17 protein-coding genes and 1 tRNA gene are annotated in these 19725 nt (G+C 52.9%); 10 read left to right on the forward strand and 8 right to left on the reverse strand.

The window, feature by feature from the left end; all coding sequences use genetic code 11:
* Positions 1-288: 288 nt before the first annotated feature.
* The 5 genes from NXT00_RS04095 to NXT00_RS04115 all read left to right on the forward strand — a co-directional run bounded on the left by NXT00_RS04095 (position 289) and on the right by NXT00_RS04115 (position 5482).
* A complete protein-coding gene (locus NXT00_RS04095; protein ID WP_259158196.1) occupies positions 289-1578 on the forward strand; it encodes a citrate synthase in 1290 nt (429 codons plus the stop codon).
* Positions 1579-1730: 152 nt separating this feature from the next.
* Positions 1731-2090 (forward strand): FKBP-type peptidyl-prolyl cis-trans isomerase FkpA, encoded by a 360-nt coding sequence (fkpA, locus tag NXT00_RS04100; RefSeq protein ID WP_259078400.1) that lies wholly within the window; start codon positions 1731-1733, stop codon positions 2088-2090.
* 470 nt (positions 2091-2560) lie between these two features.
* Entirely contained in the window at positions 2561-2899 is a 339-nt protein-coding gene (locus NXT00_RS04105) for a DUF485 domain-containing protein (protein ID WP_259158198.1), read from the forward strand.
* 3 nt (positions 2900-2902) lie between these two features.
* Complete coding sequence (locus NXT00_RS04110) at positions 2903-4549, forward strand: cation acetate symporter (protein WP_259078392.1); 1647 nt, start codon at positions 2903-2905, stop codon at positions 4547-4549.
* Between the two features lie 96 nt (positions 4550-4645).
* The gene (locus tag NXT00_RS04115) at positions 4646-5482 is read left to right on the forward strand and encodes a hypothetical protein (RefSeq protein ID WP_259078390.1); all 837 of its coding nucleotides are present in this window, start codon (positions 4646-4648) and stop codon (positions 5480-5482) included.
* On the opposite strand, the gene NXT00_RS04120 is transcribed toward NXT00_RS04115, so the two are convergent.
* The 3 genes from NXT00_RS04120 to NXT00_RS04130 all read right to left on the reverse strand — a co-directional run bounded on the left by NXT00_RS04120 (position 5445) and on the right by NXT00_RS04130 (position 8273).
* Entirely contained in the window at positions 5445-6320 is an 876-nt protein-coding gene (locus NXT00_RS04120) for a DUF1906 domain-containing protein (protein WP_259158201.1), read from the reverse strand. The two genes, NXT00_RS04115 and NXT00_RS04120, sit on opposite strands and share 38 nt — an antisense overlap.
* Before the next feature lie 70 nt (positions 6321-6390).
* Complete coding sequence (locus tag NXT00_RS04125; protein WP_396124744.1) at positions 6391-7638, reverse strand: cation:proton antiporter; 1248 nt, start codon at positions 7636-7638, stop codon at positions 6391-6393.
* 562 nt (positions 7639-8200) lie between these two features.
* Positions 8201-8273, reverse strand: a tRNA-Arg gene (locus NXT00_RS04130).
* Between the two features lie 195 nt (positions 8274-8468).
* On the opposite strand from NXT00_RS04130, the gene NXT00_RS04135 reads away from it, so the two are divergent.
* Together NXT00_RS04135 and cobF are read left to right on the forward strand one after the other, a co-directional pair.
* The gene (locus tag NXT00_RS04135) at positions 8469-8765 is read left to right on the forward strand and encodes a hypothetical protein (RefSeq protein ID WP_259078386.1); all 297 of its coding nucleotides are present in this window, start codon (positions 8469-8471) and stop codon (positions 8763-8765) included.
* Between the two features lie 4 nt (positions 8766-8769).
* Positions 8770-9519, forward strand: a complete 750-nt coding sequence (cobF, locus tag NXT00_RS04140) for a precorrin-6A synthase (deacetylating) (protein ID WP_259158203.1) — start codon at positions 8770-8772, stop codon at positions 9517-9519.
* On the opposite strand, the gene NXT00_RS04145 is transcribed toward cobF, so the two are convergent.
* The 4 genes from NXT00_RS04145 to NXT00_RS04160 all read right to left on the reverse strand — a co-directional run bounded on the left by NXT00_RS04145 (position 9514) and on the right by NXT00_RS04160 (position 11968).
* The gene (locus tag NXT00_RS04145) at positions 9514-9771 is read right to left on the reverse strand and encodes a mycoredoxin (RefSeq protein ID WP_259158205.1); all 258 of its coding nucleotides are present in this window, start codon (positions 9769-9771) and stop codon (positions 9514-9516) included. The genes cobF and NXT00_RS04145 overlap by 6 nt on opposite strands.
* An 11-nt stretch (positions 9772-9782) precedes the next feature.
* A complete protein-coding gene (locus tag NXT00_RS04150; protein ID WP_259158206.1) occupies positions 9783-10277 on the reverse strand; it encodes a dihydrofolate reductase in 495 nt (164 codons plus the stop codon).
* 2 nt (positions 10278-10279) lie between these two features.
* Positions 10280-11083 carry a thymidylate synthase gene (locus NXT00_RS04155; protein WP_259158208.1) on the reverse strand — a complete coding sequence of 268 codons (804 nt, stop codon included), beginning with the start codon at positions 11081-11083 and terminating at the stop codon, positions 10280-10282.
* A gap of 126 nt (positions 11084-11209) precedes the next feature.
* Positions 11210-11968: a 3'(2'),5'-bisphosphate nucleotidase CysQ gene (locus tag NXT00_RS04160; protein WP_259078379.1), complete on the reverse strand. Its 759-nt coding sequence runs from the start codon at positions 11966-11968 to the stop codon at positions 11210-11212.
* Positions 11969-12025: 57 nt separating this feature from the next.
* Here NXT00_RS04160 and NXT00_RS04165 point away from each other — a divergent pair, with 57 nt between their 5' ends.
* From NXT00_RS04165 to NXT00_RS04175, 3 genes are read left to right on the forward strand one after another with little or no spacing between them, the layout of a single operon-like run.
* On the forward strand, positions 12026-16741 hold the full coding sequence (locus NXT00_RS04165; protein ID WP_259158210.1) for an ATP-dependent helicase: 4716 nt from the start codon (positions 12026-12028) through the stop codon (positions 16739-16741).
* A gap of 20 nt (positions 16742-16761) precedes the next feature.
* Entirely contained in the window at positions 16762-17160 is a 399-nt protein-coding gene (locus NXT00_RS04170; protein ID WP_259078376.1) for a YccF domain-containing protein, read from the forward strand.
* Positions 17160-17972, forward strand: coding sequence for a DNA-formamidopyrimidine glycosylase family protein (locus NXT00_RS04175; RefSeq protein ID WP_259078374.1), 813 nt, complete (start codon positions 17160-17162; stop codon positions 17970-17972). The genes NXT00_RS04170 and NXT00_RS04175 overlap by 1 nt, the downstream gene beginning before the upstream one ends.
* Positions 17973-18016: 44 nt before the next feature.
* On the opposite strand, the gene pgi is transcribed toward NXT00_RS04175, so the two are convergent.
* Positions 18017-19654 carry a glucose-6-phosphate isomerase gene (gene pgi, locus NXT00_RS04180; protein WP_259078372.1) on the reverse strand — a complete coding sequence of 546 codons (1638 nt, stop codon included), beginning with the start codon at positions 19652-19654 and terminating at the stop codon, positions 18017-18019.
* Between the last annotated feature and the right edge of the window lie 71 nt (positions 19655-19725).

Consider the following 19725-nt stretch of genomic DNA (forward strand, 5'->3'; position numbering starts at 1 on the left):
GGATTAGAGGGTGGAGTGGTTTGAGGTTGTGGCTCCATAGAAGAAGTGCTCGCTATATTTGAACTAGAATATTGGGAAACGGCAATCCGCTCTGCAAGGCATGTAGGTGAAGATCCTTTTCAACCAAAAGAATCAATCCAATCTCTTGTGGAATTGGCACGTTGTAAGAACTCGTGTGACTTATTTGGCCAGCCTCCTGCTGCTCACGAAGTCTCTGCGAGGGTCGCGAAGTGTGAGGGTGGAGCTAACGAGCCGGGAACCACAACGAGTTTTCATGAAAGGGAAGCTATGACTACCAACAAAGATAAGGCCGTTCTTCAATATCCAGGCGGAGAATATGAACTTGACATCATTCGCTCTCATGAGGGTAATGACGGCATCGCGCTGGGCAACCTGCTCGCTGACACTGGTTTTGTTACCTACGATCCGGGTTATGTATCCACTGGGTCAACGGAATCGAAGATTACCTATATCGACGGCGCAGAGGGAATTCTTCGTTATCGCGGCTACAATATTGCTGACCTCGCTGAGAATGCCAATTTCAGTGAAGTTTCCTATCTACTGATCAAAGGGAAGCTCCCGAATCAAGAGGAGCTCGACGCTTTCGAAAATGAAATTCGCCATCACACGCTCTTGGACGAGGACTTTAAAGACCAGTTCTCCATCTTCCCGCGCAACGCGCACCCCATGTCGGTGCTCGCATCCTCGGTGAATATTCTCTCGACGTACTACCAGGATCAATTGGATCCACTGGATGAGAGGCAACTTGATATGGCCACAGTGAGGCTGCTGGCCAAAGTGCCTATGCTGGCAGCCCAGGCGTATCGTGCATCCAAGGGCGCACCGTTTATGTACCCGGACAACTCCCTCAATACCCGCGAAAACTTCCTGCGGATGATGTTTGGCTATCCAACTGAGCCTTATGAGGTTGATCCGGTGATGGCTCGTGCTCTGGACAAGCTGCTGATTCTGCACGCCGATCACGAGCAGAACTGCTCCACATCGACGGTTCGGATGATCGGATCTGCTCAAGCCAATATGTTTGTTGCCATTGCTGGTGGCATCAATGCCCTTTCTGGCCCCCTTCATGGAGGTGCTAACCAGGCGGTATTGGAGATGCTCGAAGAAATCGACGCCCAAGGTGGAGACGCAACAGACTTCATGAACCGGGTGAAGAATAAGGAGCAAGGCGTTCGCTTGATGGGGTTCGGACACCGCGTCTACCGCAACTACGATCCACGCGCCGCTATTGTTAAGGATGCTGCCCACGAGATTCTCGAGCATTTGGGCGGTGACCACCTGCTCGATCTAGCAATGAAGTTAGAGGAGATTGCACTGAAGGATGATTATTTTATTCAGCGCAAGCTGTACCCGAATGTTGACTTCTATACGGGTCTAATCTACCGAGCCATGGGATTTAATACCGATTTCTTTACGGTTCTTTTTGCAATCGGCCGGTTGCCTGGCTGGATTGCTCAGTATCGGGAGCAATTGGCCACCTCAACAAAGATTAATCGACCACGCCAAATATACACTGGCGAGGTGAATCGCACGCTTCCACCTATCTCCGAGCGCTGAGAAATTACTGGATAATTAAGGTCTCGCTGGACTTTACCGCTAGAATAAGCGGGAAAGGTTCCAGTGGGGCCTTAATTTATCAACTAAGACCTCATATGACGTAGAACCAAAACCCATCGACAGTAGTCGTGCTTGAAGGAGATACAGCTTCCATGGAAAAACCAGTTATTGAAGTCCCCGCAGGTGCAGCCCCTGAAGATCTTGTCATCACTGACCTTCTTGAAGGTGATGGAGCAGAAGCCCAGCCTGGTGGCATGGTTGAAGTGCACTATGTGGGCGTAGATTTTGAAACCGGCCAGGAGTTCGATTCCTCCTGGGACCGCGGACAATCCATTGAATTCCCCTTAAGCGGCTTGATAGCTGGATGGCAAGAGGGAATACCCGGAATGAAGGTGGGAGGTCGGCGCCAACTCGTTATTCCCCCAGAGGCTGCGTACGGCCCTGCTGGAGGCGGCCATCCACTTGCGGGACGTACCCTTGTCTTTGTGATTGATTTGCTAGACGCCCGCTAAATCGAATTCTTCAAACCCGCATCGCTAAAGCTGATGCGGGTTTTTTGTACGCAAAGGAAGAGTAGCTTAACAAAATTGTCGATTCCAGAACAGTGGTTTTTTTAGGGTGCGGGGGTAGCTAAAATCTTGCATAAAGCGAGGAGGTCGGGGGTAGTAGATAAAAAAGATAGTGAAAATAATTCAGGATCTGCGGCTATTGGGGGGAAGTTTGGGTAGGTTAGGAAGCGAAGATATATACATGTGACTGGCAACACATGGTGTTGCTGTTGTGGCTTATTTCTAAAAATTTACCTAGACGTCAAGCCGCACATCGCCAGAGTTTTAGCACACGCGAAATTCTCAAATATTCCGGCTCCGCGTAGTAAAAGCTCAGCCTTAGGCCCCAATCGACCGAAAATAATATAGCTCCGCAGTCAAAAGACCCACCTCGGTATTTGCACGCGAAGCTGTGATGCGAAAGAGAGTGCACCATGAATGCTCAGCCCATGCCTAGGCGGCGCGAGCCCACCGCCCAAGAATTTGTAGAGATGCAAAAAGACCGCCAATTCCTGGAACTCAAGTCGACCTATCGATCCTTTACTTTCCCTATGTCGCTTGCGTTCTTTGTGTGGTACATCGCCTATGTCCTAACCGCTACGTATGCGCCGAGCTTTATGGCCACCCCCGTGTACGGGAATGTGAATATCGGAGTGATTTTCGGATTTGCTCAGTTTATTACCACCTTCGTAATCACGTGGGTGTATATCCGTTATGCCAATAGGAATATTGAGCCCCAGGCTGCAGCAATCCGTTCACGTATGGAGGGTTAAAAAATGAAGATATTATATGTAGCTGAAACCGTTTCAACCGGAAACCCCGTGCTCAACATCTCCGTCTTTATCATCTTCATTGTTATAACCATGGGGGTGGTGTTAAAAGCTGGGCGGTCTACAAAGGAGGCCTCCGACTTCTATACCGGTGGTGGATCCTTCTCTGGACGACAAAATGGACTCGCAATTGCGGGTGACTATCTTTCTGCTGCCTCCTTCTTAGGTATCGTCGGTGCGATAGCGCTCAATGGATATGATGGATTCCTCTATTCTGTCGGCTTCTTTGTTGCATGGTTGGTCGCCCTTCTACTGGTGGCTGAACCCTTAAGGAATGTGGGTCGTTTCACGATGGCCGATGTGCTCTCCTTCCGTCTCCGCCAGAAGCCAGTACGGGTGGCAGCGGCATTTGGCACCCTATTCGTTTCCCTGTTTTATCTGATCGCTCAAATGGCCGGAGCGGGATCCTTGGTATCAGTCTTGCTTGATGTCCACGACTTTGGAAAACAGGCGATAGTAGTCGCAGCGGTGGGAGTAGTCATGATTTTGTACGTGCTCATTGGGGGCATGAAGGGCACCACCTACGTGCAAATGATCAAAGCTGTTCTTCTAATTATTGGCGTGGGCAGCATGTCGATTTTGGTTTTTATCTCCATCAAGGGTGGTCTCTCCGCCGTTATGGACATGGCGGTAGAAACCCATCGTGTGTCAGACACCCTCGCCCAAAAAGGTTACGAAGCGTCTCAGATTCTGGAACCAGGGTTAAAATTCGGCCAGACTGCGACCTCACGTCTTGATTTTGTTTCCCTCGGACTATCTCTAGTCCTGGGTACAGCCGGTCTCCCGCACGTGCTCATGCGCTTTTACACCGTTCCTACCGCAACGGAGGCACGGCGCTCAGTTACGTGGGCTATCATCCTCATCGGCGCCTTCTACCTGATGACGTTGGTTCTTGGATACGGTGCTGCCGCTCTGGTGGGACCGGACCGGATCCTTGCCGCACCTGGGGGAGCCAATTCAGCCGCTCCGTTACTTGCTTTGGCACTCGCTGGCCCGTTCTTCATGGCGATTATTTCGGCAGTAGCCTTTGCAACCGTCCTAGCTGTTGTCGCGGGACTCGCAATTACCGCCTCGGCATCAATCGCTCACGATATCTACAATGGGGTACTTCGCAATGGAGAAGCCACGGAAGAAGAGCAAGTACGGGTATCGCGCATAACGGTTGTCATCATTGGCGCGGTTTCGATAGCTCTGGGTATCCTTGCCATGGGGCAAAATGTAGCTTTCCTAGTCTCTCTTGCATTCGCAGTTGCTGCCTCGGCAAACCTACCTACCATATTGCTCTCGCTGTACTGGAAGAAATTCAATACCACAGGTGCTGTAGCCTCTATGTACACAGGTTTAGCTCTGGCCGTCTTGCTTATAGTCTTCTCACCAGCAGTCTCGGGATCGGCGAATTCCATGCTGGGGGAGAACGTCAACTTTGCATACTTCCCGCTCAACAGTCCAGGTATAGTATCGATTCCTTTGGCCTTCTTAGCCGGCATTATTGGAACTTTTATGGGCAAACCAGATAACCTCGATCACCTTCAGGCGGAGATGGAAGTCCGCTCTCTAACTGGCGTCGGAGTCGAAGCGGCGGTCGATCACTAGTATCGCGGTAGAGCCTTAAGGTTCCAAAAATAACCCTGTTAAGGCTTTAATCACGGCCGTTTGTAAGTGCTCATATACCGTCAATAGAATGAAGAAATGCTCTTAACCTCTGCTAGCAGGAAGGGCTTCGGTATATGGCCACACCGGGTCATAGGCCCGCTACTCATAGTCGGACTATGCCTCGGGGCTTGCACCCGCGAACCTGCAGATCAACCCTCCCTAACCCGACGTCAACACGAAGGGCGATGGCTTGATCTCAAAGGGTTTCAGGTCCCTCAGCTGGGAGATCCAGTAAAAGATAATTTCAGCGCTCAAATTACCTATGTCAATATCGCCGAAGGCGGTCATATCGGGACTGTGAATGAGCGCGCACCCCGTCCCGCTCTCAGTCTGATCAAGCTCTATATCGCTCAATATATTTTCGAGCGTGGCGATACAAGCGATTTCCCCCGGGCTAGGTCAATGGTTAGAACTTCCGATGACGATCTAGCCACGGATCTGTATGAAAAATATCCGCAATCCATCGATTGGGTGATTAAAAAATACGGTCTCGAATCAACCCAAGCGAATACTCAGTGGGGATATTCGCTGACGAGTACTTTCGACGTTGCCTACTTCCTTGCCCAGGTGCTCATTAATAATCCGCAGGCGCCGGTGCTGCGAGCGATGCGAGACACGGCAGCGACCGCTAAGGACGGAACGAGTCAAAACTTTGGTACCGCTATTTTTCCGGGAGTGGAAGGAACTAAGTTTGCGTGGTCTAATGAAAAAGACATCCACGCCTCCGCATCTTTTGGAACTGACTTTGTGGTCGTGGCCAGCAGTTACGGTGATGCGGACAAGCTGACCAAGCTCGTCCGCATGCAGCTTATCGATGCTCCGTTAGCGACATCGACTAGCTCGACAGCCGCACAATTTGAAGAGCCTGATTAATCTGATCCCCATGTGGCAATGGGAAGCGATCTGCACCTGGAATGTGCGAGCTTAAACCAGCAAGAGCGTGTCCCAGATCAGCGCGAGGTGGCGCCGGTGGTTGGGGGAGAAGGATTCCGCGGTCGCCCGGTCGCCACTGACCCCAGTCGCGAGCATAAACATTGTTGACATCAACGAGAATTCCGTCCACAGTACGTTGTTGACCGGCCTTTTGGTGGATGGTTGTGAGGGGATGGATACGTCCCTGGGAGCCCCAGTCGTGCTGCCAGTAGAAGGATCCGAGTCCATCGCGACTGGCCCACTCAATAGTGTTGTAATTGCCATAAACGCCCATGCTGTAGCCCCCTAATAAGAGAGCTTCTTGGAAAGCTCGAAGGTAGGGGCGAATGAGTTGATCGTACTCTGCCCATGTGGGGTTATCGTCGATGGCTACGTAGATGGGGCGACCAGTCGGTCCCCCTGCAGCCTTGTGCAAAGCGATAGCCTGCGGCGCGTGGATTGCCGCGCCGTATGCTCCCTGGCGCCAATCCGCTGTGGGGCCTTTGCCAAATTGATAGACGGAAGCGGTGCTGAGACCGTTCGCTGCAAAATCACGAGTCTCTCTTAGGCCAACGGGTTTGCCTAGCATCCAGAGTGCATCGGGGCGTGGGCGGGAGACATAGCGGACAGCGCCCGCAGCACCGCTGGCTTTTACAGCAGCTGCCGAGGGAACGCCAGCAGAATAGTCGAGAACGGTTGCTTGGATGGGTCCCAAAGCAAATGCTTGGGGTGAAAAGCCTATGCTGATGGCGGCGCTGAGAGCGAGAGCCTTGACGAGGCGGGTGTTAAAGAAAGACATATTGCTCCTTATCAGTGATGCTAATAGATCACACTGGTTCAAGACTTTAACACTTTCAACGCTTAAAAAACTACCCTGTTTGTTCCTGTTGCGAGTTGGATTTATCCAACAGGTGAGCCAGTAGAGGGAAAAGTAGCACTGTGATGCTACCTGCCGCCACCAGAATTGAAGCGTTGGCAGAGCTTATGATCTCAGAGGTTGTCGCCACATCGGTGACGGCCACAATAATGGGTAGCGCGGTCGCGCCATATAAGCTGAGCTGGATTTTCTCTCGAGTTGTCTCGAGCCCGGAGCCAGTATTGGAGAAAATCTCGCGAAGTAAAATCGGTAGCCCGCGCGCGATATAGATGACCGGAATGAGAATCGCTAGACGCATGGGGTTGTCGACGACGGCGGCAGTGTCGATTGCCATACCCGAGCACACGAAGAAAACGGGAATTAATAAACCGTACCCAACGACATCGAGACGCTGTTCAAGAGCGTTGCGATATTTTTTCGGCACCAACTGACGCAGGATGAAACCAGCTGCAAACGCGCCCAAAACTACGTCGAGTTGGAAAGCGGCTGCGACCGCCATCAATATGGCGAGCATCCAAATCACTACGCGCAATACCATCTGATTCGTTGCGCTCGCTGAGCTAATCATAGCTCTGCCCACCCATGGAACTAGATTCCTTACTGTCGCTGGAATTGCGGCGATGAGCACCGCAATCGCGAAGAATGAAAGCAGTACCGTGGCGGTTAGCCAGGTGGTGCGGGTAGAAAGCAGCAGAGCCATAGCGAAAATAGGGAAGATCTCGCCGATAGCGCCATGCACTAGCAGCGACTTGCCTACATTAGTATCCAGCATGTCCTGTTGTTTCATGATGGGCAGGAGCGTGCCTACGGCCGTCGATGTCACTGCGATTGCGAGCACCGTTGCAGTAGCCGATGTGCCATAATCTAAAATATAATTAGCGCCTATATAAGAGAGGGCGATACACGCGAGCCATGTAACAGAGGCCGTGAATCCTTCCCGGCTGCGTACAGTTGACACCTTGATCTCGTATCCAGCCAATAAGAAGAGCATCCCTAGGCCCAGATCTTTAAGTAAAGAAACTCCACCTTCAATATCAGCGAGGTGAAGGGCATGAGGGCCAATGAGAGCTCCCAAACCAATAAGCAAAACCACAGCTGGAATACGCTTCCCGGTCAGCCAAGACAATATTGGGGCTAAGGAGGCCGCAGCCATGATCCACGCGAAGGAGACAAGCGTGCTGGTTTCCACGGAGCCGGCGGCCAGGAGGACGGGTTCTGAATCACCCAGAAAATTCTGCATTGCATTGATTTTAATGTGATCACCGGAGAAATCTCATAATAAGAATCAAGCCAATTTCTCAGGCACGGGTGAATATCCCTAAGGCTGGATGGTGCTACAGACAGCGCACCCGGTCAAGGGCAATGTGAACTTCGTGCTTCTAGCGGTATTGGATGTCATCTCTTCCATTGTTAATTTCGCATTGCCACCTGTACCCCTGCGTTCTCGGAAGCTGCGATAAAGGGGGGGGAGGAAATTAAGCAAAGTCACAAGACGGCAAAGATTATGGCTGCGCCCTTAGGACTCCGTGATCCTAGCCGAATGAGCACGGCAGATATGAGGGCCGACGATAGGGGTGCATTCTGCACATCGAGTCCACACCAAGGGGCCCACGCGGTTAACACGAATCGAATTCTCCAAGCGTCAAAGCCTCATAGTTAAGGAATGACTCAGAATAAGACAGGTTGCGATTGTTGTTCACGCATAAAGGAGATGACGGAAGCGGGGTCCATGAGATAGATACTAAAAATCCGGCTATCGTTTGGAGCCCACTCACTAGGGATCGCTCTTAGGAATAAAAAAGTGCCCCAGAGAGGAATCGAACCTCCGACACCGGCTTTAGGAGAGCCGTGCTCTATCCACTGAGCTACTAGGGCAGCGGTTGGGTCAAAGCCCACCATCTAGGTAGCGTACCCGAATACTAAGAAGTGGCCATAATTAGTACCCCTAGCAGCAAAAATATCTCGCCATTCCAGCCGGTGGCTATCTGGCCTATGCTTTTGCTTAGCCATAGAACCGTATAGAATCACCACTACTAACTAGTGCAGACGAAGTGTGAGGAAGGTTTAGATATGTCCAGCGAGGCGATTTTTCGCGATGTTACAGGAATTAGCGTATCAGCATCAATGATCGAGGAGGATGGCCACCAGTATCTCGCCCTTGATCTGATCGACGACGAGGGACATCCGCTCTCTCGTTTGCTCACCCTCAACCGGTATGACGCTAAACAGATGTCAATGGCATGTGAGCACTATTTACGTCAACAGATATCGGCTGATTTTACCGTCCTATCAGGGCACTTCACCTCTAGTGAACGTGAGAGCTTTGTGGATCCAGTGGATCCAGTGGATCCACAAGATGAGAATTAGATAAATGCGGACAGTTCTCGTGATCGGCATCGGTGCCGGCGACCCAGATTTTCTCACCCTACAGGCTAGCGCAGCTCTTAAACGCGCCCGAGCTGTTTTCGCTCTCGATAAAGGCGATACTAAGGCCGATCTCTTAGAGCTTCGGCGTCGTATCATCGAGCGCCATGCTCCACAAACACCGATCTATTCCGTGGAAGATCCTCCCCGAGTTCGCAACCCTAAGAATTATGATGCCGAGGTACGCTCCTGGCACAGCGCTCGAGCGCACCTGTTGGCCTCAAGTATTCGAGACAATTCAGACAAGGACGATACGATCGCCTTTCTTGTCTGGGGGGATCCCTCTCTTTATGATTCCACCTTGCGCATTATCGAGAAAATGCGGGAGCTCGAGGGGCTAGAGATGGCAGTTGATGTTATTCCTGGCATTACTGCTATCCAAGTGCTGACCGCACGCCATGGACTGCTTCTCAATCGTATTGGTGAAGCTATTCATATCACTACCGGCCGCAACCTCAAAGATACCCGAGAGATAGAGCGCCGCAATTGTGTGGTTATGCTGGACGGCCACGCAGCTTGGCTGGAGAATTTTAGCCCTCAGACCTATATGTGGTGGGGCGCCTATCTGGGCACCGATAAGGAGGTACTGCGCCACGGGTATGTTTCAGAGATCGGTCACGAGGTGCGCGATCTCAAGCAAGATCTCCGTCAGTGCCACGGCTGGATTTTGGATATCTATCTCCTGCGAGAGCTATAAGGCGCTGAGCTCCTTATAGCGGCGCGCCACTTGACCGGCCGGAGGATTGGTGGCGTGGGATCCGTCAGAATACAGCACGGTGGGCACTACCCGATTGCCGCTATTGACGGATTCCACCCACGCTGCGGCTGTGGCATCAGCATCGACATCAACCGTGGTGTAGGGGATATTCTTGTGGTCCAAATCGGCCAGCAAGCGCCGACAGAACGGGCACCACGAGGTGGCGTAGATGGTGATGGGGGTTGAACTCATGAATCAAATCCTTAGTCGCTGAAGATTTCTGTTGCTATTCTATCCCAGGTTTGAAAACAATAACGCTGGCCTGAACGGGAGATGGTCCAATCGGTGTGATCGGTGAGTCTAAAATCTTGGGGGATCTCAGGGGCTAGAACGGCTTTTTCACCAACTTCGATATCGGCGTCGATAAGTGTCCGAACAATGCGACCCACCTGGGGGAGTGTTTGCCGGTAAATCTCCCCACCCCCGATGATCCAGCCACGATCGGGTAGCTGAGCTAGATCGTGTATCACCCTGGCACCCTGCGACCACGCGCCGGGTTCGCGAGAGGAAATAATAATATTTTCCCGATGAGGTAGGGGACGCACGCTCAACGATTCCCACGTCTTGCGCCCCATAATGACAGTGTGGTTAAGTGTCTGTTCTTTAAAGAACCGCATATCCTCTGGCACATGCCACGGCATGGTAAGGCCATCGCCGATTATACGGTTGAGATTTTGCGCCCAAATAGCTCCTAGCATCTCTACACCGCCACCTGAGCCTTAATTACAGGGTGCGGATCGTAGCCTTCGAAAGCAATATCGTCGAAGGTGTAGGAGAATATATCTGGTGCCGTGCGTAATTTGAGCTGGGGATAAGGGCGGGGATCTCTGGATAATTGCAGGGCTACCTGCTCACGGTGATTATCATAAATATGGCAGTCGCCACCGGTCCAGATAAATTCCCCGACGTCAAGACCAGCTTGCTGGGCAAATATGTGAGTAAGTAGAGAATAGGAAGCGATATTAAAGGGAACCCCGAGAAACATATCGGCACTACGCTGGTAAAGCTGGCAGGAAAGCTTGTTATCTGCCACGTACAGCTGGAATAAGAGATGACAGGGGGGCAGAGCCATATTGTCGAGCTCGGAAACATTCCACGCCGAGACAATATTGCGGCGGGAATCGGGGTTATTTTTCAATGTGGTGAGAGCTTGAGAGATCTGATCGATATGAGCCCCATTGGGGGTCGGCCAACTGCGCCACTGCACCCCATATATGGGGCCTAGGTCCCCATTCTCATCGGCCCATTCGTTCCAGATGCGAATATTATTGTCCTGTAACCATCGCACATTTGATGAACCCTGCAAGAACCACAGTAATTCACCAACAACTGAATGCACGTGCACTTTCTTGGTAGTAATAAGCGGAAACGATTGCGCTAAGTCAAAGCGCATTTGTTGTCCAAATAAGCTTGTCGTTCCCGTACCTGTGCGATCGTCTTTATGAGATCCTTCTGAGAGAATTTTCCGCAGGAGATCCTCATAGGGGGTGGCAATAGTAGACACGGTGAACGCTCCTTTATCTCCGAGTTGTATTTATGCTCAGTGCACCATCGTACGTTTTTAAACCCGCCACACACCGAGTGAATCAAAGGTCTCGGGGTGCAGCGGGCTAAAGTCTAGAGGTGCATCTTAATAAGATCCGTGCTCATCTCGAAACTCAGTAGCCAGCTTAATGATCTCTTCCGCTAACTCTGGGCGGCAGATGAGAATATCTGGCATATAGGTATCTTTGTTGTTATAGGTTAATTCACTGCCATCGAGGCGCGAGCAATGCAGACCTGCGGCTTTACACACACCAACTGGGGCTGCGGAATCCCACTCGTACTGGCCGCCGGCGTGGATATAGGCATCATAATCACCCAGCAGAACGTGCATAGCCTTGGCACCAGCCGAACCTAAGGAGACCGAGGAGAAACCGAGGCTCTTTGTTACATGCTGGGCTACCGCGGGTGGGCGGTTGTGTGAAATTGCGATACGCTTGGACATCGGGCCGGTAACGGCACGGGCTTCGTCGGAATGGAAGACCACGCCAAGGTCGGGAAGACCAACTGCGGCATGAGTGGGAATCCCGTTCTCAACCAGTGCGATATGCACAGCCCAATCCTGACGTCCGGTGGCATATTCTTTAGTGCCATCGAGCGGATCGATGATCCAAACGCGCTCTTTACCTAAGCGCTCTGGGTTATCGGCTGCTTCTTCAGAAAGGAATCCGTCGTGTGGGCGGTGCTGGGCGAGAACGCGGGCGATCCAGTTTTGGGCAAGATCGTCGCCAGCATCGCCTAGGGCACGATCCCGCAGAACATCATCTGTGCGCACGCCTTTAAGGATATCGCCGGTGCCTTTGGCGATTCGGTAGGTCAACGTAGCATCATCAAATTGAGCAGTCATAGTTAACTAGTCTAGAGGGTCAGCGAAAAATTGAACATTATTGACAATGATCTCTCAGTGGATTCTGAGAAAGTTTTCGAGCGTTTTCAACCAGCTGTGCGCACCTGGTTCACCGATGTATTCGCCTCACCTACCTCTGTGCAGAATGCCTCATGGAAGGCCATTTCTGCTGGTGAAAATGCCCTCGTGGTTGCTCCAACTGGCTCAGGTAAAACGCTAGCAGCCTTCTTATGGTCACTTAACGAGCTTTCTACGACCTCAGGTCAAACCACACTAGCTGTGGCAAATAACACTTTCGACCCAGCGTCGGAATCAGATAAAGACGCAGGTGTAGGCGTTAAGGTCCTCTATATCTCTCCACTGAAAGCGCTCGGAGTCGATGTCGAGCGCAACCTGCGCGCCCCTCTTATCGGAATCGCGCGCACCGCAGCCAATCTCGGACTCGCGCACCCTACTATCACCGTTGGTGTTCGCTCGGGTGACACCCCAGCCGCCGAACGCGCAGCGCAATTACGTAACCCACCAGATATTCTTATTACCACCCCAGAGTCTGCCTACTTGATGCTGACGTCCAAGGCGCGAGGCATCCTCACAACAGTGCGCACCGTGATAATTGACGAGATTCACGCCATAGCGGGTTCCAAACGCGGGGTGCATTTGGCCCTCAGCTTAGAACGCCTCGAGCGCCTGATTGCAGCCGAGGGCACGAACCGGAGCGGACTCCAGCGCATCGGGCTTTCAGCAACCGTGCGGCCGATTGAGACAGTAGCCCAATTTCTAGGCGGCGATCGTCCTGTGCAGATTATTAACCCCCCAGCAACTAAGAGCTTTGATCTCGTGGTCCGCGTGCCCGTGGAGGATATGTCGGATTTGCCCACACTCGATCAATCTCTCACAGCTAATGATGAACTGATCGACGATTCTTTAGGGCTCAGTAGCAATACCGACGAAACTATGATGATCGGCGGGGATCAGCGCACTGGCTCCATCTGGCCACATATAGAAGCCATGCTCTACGACGAGGTCATGGACCACCGATCCACGATCATCTTTGTCAATTCCAGACGCAGCGCCGAAAAGCTCGCCGCGAGGCTCAACGAACTCTATGTCACAGAGCATTCGCCCGAGGTGCTTGAGACCCCAGCACAAAGTACGATTCCGGCCCAGGTGATGCCGAGTAAGGATGCGATCAAAGATGCGGGTTTGGTGATCGCCCGAGCGCACCACGGCTCGGTGAGTAAAGACGAGCGCGCCACCACTGAAACCATGCTCAAAGAAGGAGCACTCCGCGCTGTGGTGTCCACCAGCTCACTTGAACTAGGCATTGACATGGGAGCAGTGGACTTAGTCATTCAGGTCGAAGCTCCGCCATCGGTGGCATCAGGGCTGCAACGAGTAGGGCGCGCCGGGCACGTGGTGGGAGCGGTTTCACACGGCTCTTTCTACCCCAAACATCGCTCGGATCTCGTGCAAACAGCAGTGACTGTTAAAAGGATGCGGGGCGGCCGTATTGAGGCACTGCATATCCCGCGCAACCCCCTCGATGTGTTGGTTCAACAGACTGTCGCCCAGGTGGCTGTCGAGGATATCGATGTCGAGGAATGGTATGCGACTGTTATACGCGCTTTTCCCTACCGCACGCTGCCGCGTGAGGTCTACGATGCCGTGCTCGACTTAGCCAGTGGAGTGTACCCTTCCACTGATTTTGCGGAACTGAAACCCCGCATAGTCTACGATCGCATCACTGGCACGTTATCTGCCAGACCTGGGGCCCAGCGTGTTGCGGTGACCAGTGGCGGCACGATTCCCGATCGGGGCTTATTCGGGGTCTATCTCGTAGGCGGCGAGGTCGGCGCACGCCGTGTGGGTGAACTCGATGAGGAGATGGTATATGAATCTCGGGTTGGTGATGTATTCACTCTTGGAGCGTCGAGCTGGAGAATTGAAGAGATCACTCGCGACCAGGTATTGGTTAGTCCCGCACCAGGGCATTCGGGGCGCCTGCCGTTTTGGGTGGGCGATCAGCTCGGTCGCCCAGCGGAATTAGGAAAAGCGGTCGGCGCTTTCCGACGCGAGATCTTTTCTACACCACAAGCTCTCGAGGAGATTGCCACCCTCGACCATAATGCCCGCGAGAATATCGTTCGTTTTCTCCAGGAACAGCACGAAGCGACAGGGGTCATCCCCGATGAGCGCACCTTTGTTCTGGAACGTTTCCGCGACGACCTCGGAGACTGGCGGGTCGTTTTACATACGCCGTTCGGTCGCGGCGTTAATGCCGCGTGGGCGTTAGCTGTGGGCTCGGAGATTGCGCAGCGCACAGGAATAGATGCGCAAGCAGTGAGCTCGGACGATGGGATTGTGCTGCGGTTGCCGGATGCTGATGTGGAACCTGGGGCTGAACTATTCCTCATTGACCCCGATGCAATCGAGCATATTGTGACCGAGCAGGTTGGCAATTCGGCGCTCTTTGCCTCGCGTTTTCGCGAATGTGCCGCCCGTGCGCTGTTATTGCCGAGACGTCATCCGGGCAAGCGCGCACCACTATGGCAGCAGCGGCAGCGGGCCGCCCAGTTACTCGATGTGGCTCGGAAATATCCGACTTTCCCCATTATCTTGGAGGCAGTACGCGAATGCTTGCAGGATGTTTATGATCTACCGAGTCTGATAGGCGTTCTCGAAGACCTCAAGCTCAAGAAAACCCGCATTGTTGAGATCACAACTGAGCAGCCCTCGCCATTCGCGGCCTCGATTCTTTTTAGTTATACCGGTGCCTTTGTCTACGAGGGCGATAGCCCCTTAGCTGAAAAACGAGCAGCCGCCTTGGCCCTCGACCCAGCCCTCTTGGCCAAACTCATGGGCACAGTGGAATTGCGGGAGCTCCTTGAACCTGAGATTATCGCCGAAGTAGACGCCCAGCTGCGTCGTATTAGCACGGATCGCCAGGCCCGCAACCCCGAGGAATTTATAGATGCCTTGCGCATTTTAGGGCCTATTGCTGATCTGAATGAGCATATTAGCTTTGATACCAGAACGGCTGAACTCCTCAAACAATTCCCCAACAGGATCATGCAGGTACGCATTAACGGCCTCGACCATCTGGCACAGGTAGCCGACGCGGCTGTTTTACGCGATGGTCTTGGCGTCCCCGTACCGAGAGGGGTGGGAGCACAGATTGAGCCAGTGACTGATGCTCTTGACCAATTAGTAGCCAGGTGGGCTCGCACCCGCGGACCATTTGTGCTCTCAGATCTCCAAAACGCATTCGGTCTGGCTGCGAGCGTCGCTTTTGCTTCCTTAGAAAAACTCATGGAATCTAAGGCAATCATCGCTGGCCATTACCGTAAGGGAATTGAGGCGGAAGAGTATATTGCCAGTGAAGTGCTCCGCATAATTCGGAGTAAATCGCTGGCGAAATTGCGCAGCCAAACCGCCCCCGTGTCACCTTCTGCCTTTGCCCGGTTTCTCTCGTCGTGGCATCAAGTGGCTGCCGTGGGCAGCGAGCCTGAACTCTATGGTGTGGATGGGGTGTACAGCGTTATCGAGCAGCTCGCCGGCGTCCGGTTGCCGGCGAGTGCCTGGGAGGAGTGGATCTTCCCCAACCGCGTGCGAAACTACAACCCGGCGGACCTTGATGAACTGACCTATAATGGTGAGGTACTCATCATCGGCCAAGGTAAGGCCGGGGCCGGAGATCCATGGCTGACCTTGGTTCCAGCTGCCTACGCAGATTCTCTGATCACCGACCCCAGCGATTATTCGTTGACTGATTTACAAGAAAGTGTATTAACTCAACTGGGCACTTCTGGCAGTCATCTCTACCAGGAGCTCAGATCGGATGCCCTCGATAAGGACCTGAGGGAGGCGCTATGGGGTCTCTTTGAATTGGGGCTGGTGTCTCCCGATAGTTTTCGCCCTATTCGCGCCCGCCTGGCAGGGGGAAAGAATACCGCGCATAGGGCCAAGCGCACCCCGAACCGAAGCAGGGGGCGCTTTCGAGGAATGCGCAGTCAAGTCCCCACTCACACCACGCCTCCCGATATGGTGGGACGGTGGGGGCGCACGATAGCCGCCTCCACGGATGCCACGTCGCGGGCCTTTACGCTCGGTGAAACACTACTGGATCGCTATGGAGTGGTAACTCGTGGTAGTGCGATGGGTGAAGATATCGTTGGTGGCTTCGCCTTGGTGTACAAGGTTCTCAAGCAGTTCGAAGAATCTGGTAAGGCGATGCGCGGGCACTTAATTGAAGGTATGGGCGCTACTCAATTTTCAACACCGGCGATTATCGACCGTTTGCGTGGTTATGACGATAGTGCCGATATTTCAGGATGGCCGTCGGGTGCGAAGAACCCTGAGGTTGTGGTTCTTGCCGCAGCCGATCCTGCCAATCCTTATGGGGCCGCTATCGCCTGGCCAGAACGGGGTTTAACGCGGGCTGCTGGATCCCTTGTTGTGCTCATCGATGGCCTCCTCGCGGCTTATATGACTCGAGGAGGAAAGAACCTCATCCTGATGGACACCCCCGAGCCAGCTTATGATTTGGTCATTAATGCCCTCGGAGAAAAGGTGCGTTCCCGGCTGGTTATCGAGAAAGTCAACGGAGATTCAGCTTTGGAGTCGCCTCTCCTTAAATCGCTGAAAGAGGCTGGTTTATCCATCAACCCACGGGGACTGGTCTTGATGCACCAGCCTACCCCGCGCCGCAATACACGAGGGCGACCAGGGCGGAGTTTAGACGATGCGTCTGCTGATCTCAGCTTCGATGACTAGTGATCGCTAAGATGAGCCTTATGCGTACTATCCTCAATATCATTTGGGTCCTCTGCGGAGGCCTGTGGTTAGCATTGGGCTATTTTTTAGCGGGAATTATCGCTTTCCTTTTCGTAATTACCGCCCCAATTGGGGTGGCTAGCTTCCGTATGGCCAGCTATGCGCTCTGGCCTTTCGGCCGAGTCGTGGAACCCCAAGCAACAAACGGCTTGAGCGATGTAGCCAATATCCTCTGGTTCCTAGTAGCAGGCTGGTGGCTGGCCCTCAACCATATTATGACCGCTGCAGCGCAGGCAGTCACCATTGTGGGGATCCCACTAGCTATAGCTAATATCAAGATGATTCCGGTGAGTCTGTTCCCGTTCGGGAAACGAATTGTCGCCGCTGATCAGTCCTCCCAACCGCGCGGTATTCTTTAATGCCCGAGGGTGATTCCGTCTTCCGATTAGCCCGACGCCTGCAATTTATGAGCGGACGGGAAGTTATCTCTAGCGATATTCGGGTTCCCCGATTCGCCCTTGCGGATTTCAGTGGTCGACAATGCGAGAAGGTGTGGCCCTATGGCAAGCACCTGTTTATGGCTTTCGGTCCAGATATTCTGCAGACCCACCTCAAAATGGAGGGAACATGGTCGGTTCACCGCTTAGGCGATCGATGGCGAAAGCCAGCTTTTACCGCCCGCGTGGTACTCAGACTGGCAGATCCCCCCAACGATCCCATCGAAATAGTGGGCCATTCTTTAGGACTGGTCAGAGTAATCAAGGCGAGTGAATATGACGAAGCGATTGGTTATTTGGGACCTGACGTTCTAGCCCCTGAGTTTGATGCCGCCGAGGCTAAAAGACGCCTCCTTTTAAGGCCGGATCGAACGATCGGGGCAGCTCTGATGGATCAGAAAAATCTAGCTGGAGTAGGTAATGAGTACCGAGCCGAGATTCTTTTCCTGGCTGGTTTGCACCCGTTACGCCGTGTTGGAGATGTTGATATCGATCAAGTGTTAGCAATCACTCGACGGTTGATGTGGTCTAACAGGCTATCGACCACCCGCGTGAGTACAGGGGTTAAAATCCCCGGCCAAACCTCCTATGTCTTCGGTCGTAATCGTAAGCCGTGTCGACGGTGTGGCACGCTGATCGAAAAAGGGAAATTGGGTGGCAAGGACGCGCACGGGGAAGAAGGGGAGCTCGAACGCATTATTTGGTGGTGCTCTCAGTGCCAACCTAATACATAGCAAAACCGGCCCAATAAGAGGGCCGGTTATGCTATGTCATGGTTTTAGCGATGGTTGCGATACCAGGTAATGAGCTGATCGGTGGAGCTATCTCCAGAATCTACAGTTTTCTCGCCAGAGACTGCTGGAGCCAGGTCATTAGCCTGCTGCTTGCCTAGTTCTACACCCCACTGGTCGAAGGAATTGATATCCCAGATGACTCCTTGAACAAAAGTGATGTGTTCATAAAGGGCAATCAAGGCACCGAGTACCTGTGGGGTCAATTCCTTAGCCAAAATAGTGGTGGTGGGGCGATTGCCCGGCATCACCTTGTGATTGACCAATTCGCTCTTAACACCTTCGGCGGCGATTTCTTCGGCGGTCTTGCCAAAAGCTAGAACCTTGGTTTGAGCAAAGAAATTGCTCATCAGAAGGTCATGCATGGAGCCAGATCCACTAGCGGTAGGAAGATCTTCCTTGGGGCGGGCGAATCCAATGAAATCAGCAGGGATCAGTTTGGTTCCCTGGTGAATCAGCTGATAAAAAGCGTGCTGGCCGTTGGTGCCGGGTTCACCCCAGTAAATCTCACCGGTCGAGGTAGTCACAGCGGTGCCGTCATGGCGCACAGACTTACCGTTGGATTCCATGGTGAGCTGTTGCAAATAAGCAGGGAAGCGCCCTAGGTCTTCAGAATAAGGTAGGACCGCGTGGGTCTCCGCACCGAAGAAATTATTATATAGAACTCCCAAAAGGCCCATTAGAACAGGAATATTTTCTTCCAAGCTGGCGGTGCGGAAGTGCTTATCCATGGCATTAAAGCCCTCGAGGAAGCGCATAAAATCGCGGGGGCCGATAACAGCCATCAGGGCCAGACCGATGGCAGAATCGACAGAGTACCGGCCTCCGACCCATTCCCAGAAGCCGAACATATTCTTGGTATCAATACCGAATTCGGCAACCTTCTCAGCATTCGTGGAAACCGCAACGAAATGCTTGGCCACTGCTTCTTCGGCGCCGAGCTTTTCTACCAGCCACCGCTTTGCAGCATGAGCATTCGCTAGGGTTTCCTGGGTGGTGAAGGTTTTCGAGGCCACGATAAAGAGAGTGGACTCAGGATCGAGATCATCGAGCGCCGCAATCATATCGGCAGGATCAACATTGGAAACAAATGTGGCATTGATACCGGCAGTGGCATAGCTGCGCAGTGCTTTGGTGGCCATGGCTGGACCCAGATCGGAGCCGCCAATACCGATATTGACTACGGTTTTGATGGTGTGTCCGGTGTAACCTAACCAGCTACCCGAGCGCAGAGAGGTTGCGAAGTCGCGCATCCGGCTGAGGACCTCGTGCACATCGGCGGCGATATTCTGGCCGTCAACCTTGAGGCTTTCTTCCACAGGTAGGCGCAGGGCGGTGTGGAGAACGGCGCGGTCTTCGGTGTTATTGATGTGTTCGCCGGTGAACATCTCCTCGATACGTCCGGAGAGATTGGCGGCTTCAGCGACCTTGATCAGGGCTGCGAGGGCCTGGTCATTGATCAGGTTTTTCGACAAATCGACGTGTAATCCTGCGGCTTCGAAGCTGAGGCGGGAAGCGCGCTCACTGTCAGCGCTAAAAAGCTCGCGCAAAGTGGTCTGCTCGAGTTCTTTATGGGCAACGCTGAGTTCTTTCCACGCTGGGGAGCTAGTGATATCAAGGGACATGAGAATATCTCCATTCATGACGATTACTGGTTTCGCACAATGCGAAAGATCCTAAAAGTCTACGGTAGTCG

Origin of the sequence: Corynebacterium sp. ES2715-CONJ3 (genome assembly GCF_024814365.1) — a bacterium.
Classification (GTDB): Bacteria; Actinomycetota; Actinomycetes; order Mycobacteriales; family Mycobacteriaceae; genus Corynebacterium.

Coding starts and splice junctions, on each gene's coding strand:
- NXT00_RS04120 (WP_259158201.1), bottom strand. CDS start 6,320: ATGTCTTTCTTTAACACCCGCCTCGTCAAGGCTCTCGCTCTCAGCGCC.
- NXT00_RS04145 (WP_259158205.1), bottom strand. CDS start 9,771: ATGAGTTCAACCCCCATCACCATCTACGCCACCTCGTGGTGCCCGTTC.
- NXT00_RS04110 (WP_259078392.1), top strand. CDS start 2,903: ATGAAGATATTATATGTAGCTGAAACCGTTTCAACCGGAAACCCCGTG.
- NXT00_RS04135 (WP_259078386.1), top strand. CDS start 8,469: ATGTCCAGCGAGGCGATTTTTCGCGATGTTACAGGAATTAGCGTATCA.
- fkpA (WP_259078400.1), top strand. CDS start 1,731: ATGGAAAAACCAGTTATTGAAGTCCCCGCAGGTGCAGCCCCTGAAGAT.
- NXT00_RS04160 (WP_259078379.1), bottom strand. CDS start 11,968: ATGACTGCTCAATTTGATGATGCTACGTTGACCTACCGAATCGCCAAA.
- NXT00_RS04115 (WP_259078390.1), top strand. CDS start 4,646: ATGCTCTTAACCTCTGCTAGCAGGAAGGGCTTCGGTATATGGCCACAC.
- NXT00_RS04125 (WP_396124744.1), bottom strand. CDS start 7,638: ATGCAGAATTTTCTGGGTGATTCAGAACCCGTCCTCCTGGCCGCCGGC.
- cobF (WP_259158203.1), top strand. CDS start 8,770: ATGCGGACAGTTCTCGTGATCGGCATCGGTGCCGGCGACCCAGATTTT.
- NXT00_RS04150 (WP_259158206.1), bottom strand. CDS start 10,277: ATGCTAGGAGCTATTTGGGCGCAAAATCTCAACCGTATAATCGGCGAT.
- NXT00_RS04105 (WP_259158198.1), top strand. CDS start 2,561: ATGAATGCTCAGCCCATGCCTAGGCGGCGCGAGCCCACCGCCCAAGAA.
- NXT00_RS04095 (WP_259158196.1), top strand. CDS start 289: ATGACTACCAACAAAGATAAGGCCGTTCTTCAATATCCAGGCGGAGAA.
- NXT00_RS04175 (WP_259078374.1), top strand. CDS start 17,160: ATGCCCGAGGGTGATTCCGTCTTCCGATTAGCCCGACGCCTGCAATTT.
- pgi (WP_259078372.1), bottom strand. CDS start 19,654: ATGTCCCTTGATATCACTAGCTCCCCAGCGTGGAAAGAACTCAGCGTT.
- NXT00_RS04170 (WP_259078376.1), top strand. CDS start 16,762: ATGCGTACTATCCTCAATATCATTTGGGTCCTCTGCGGAGGCCTGTGG.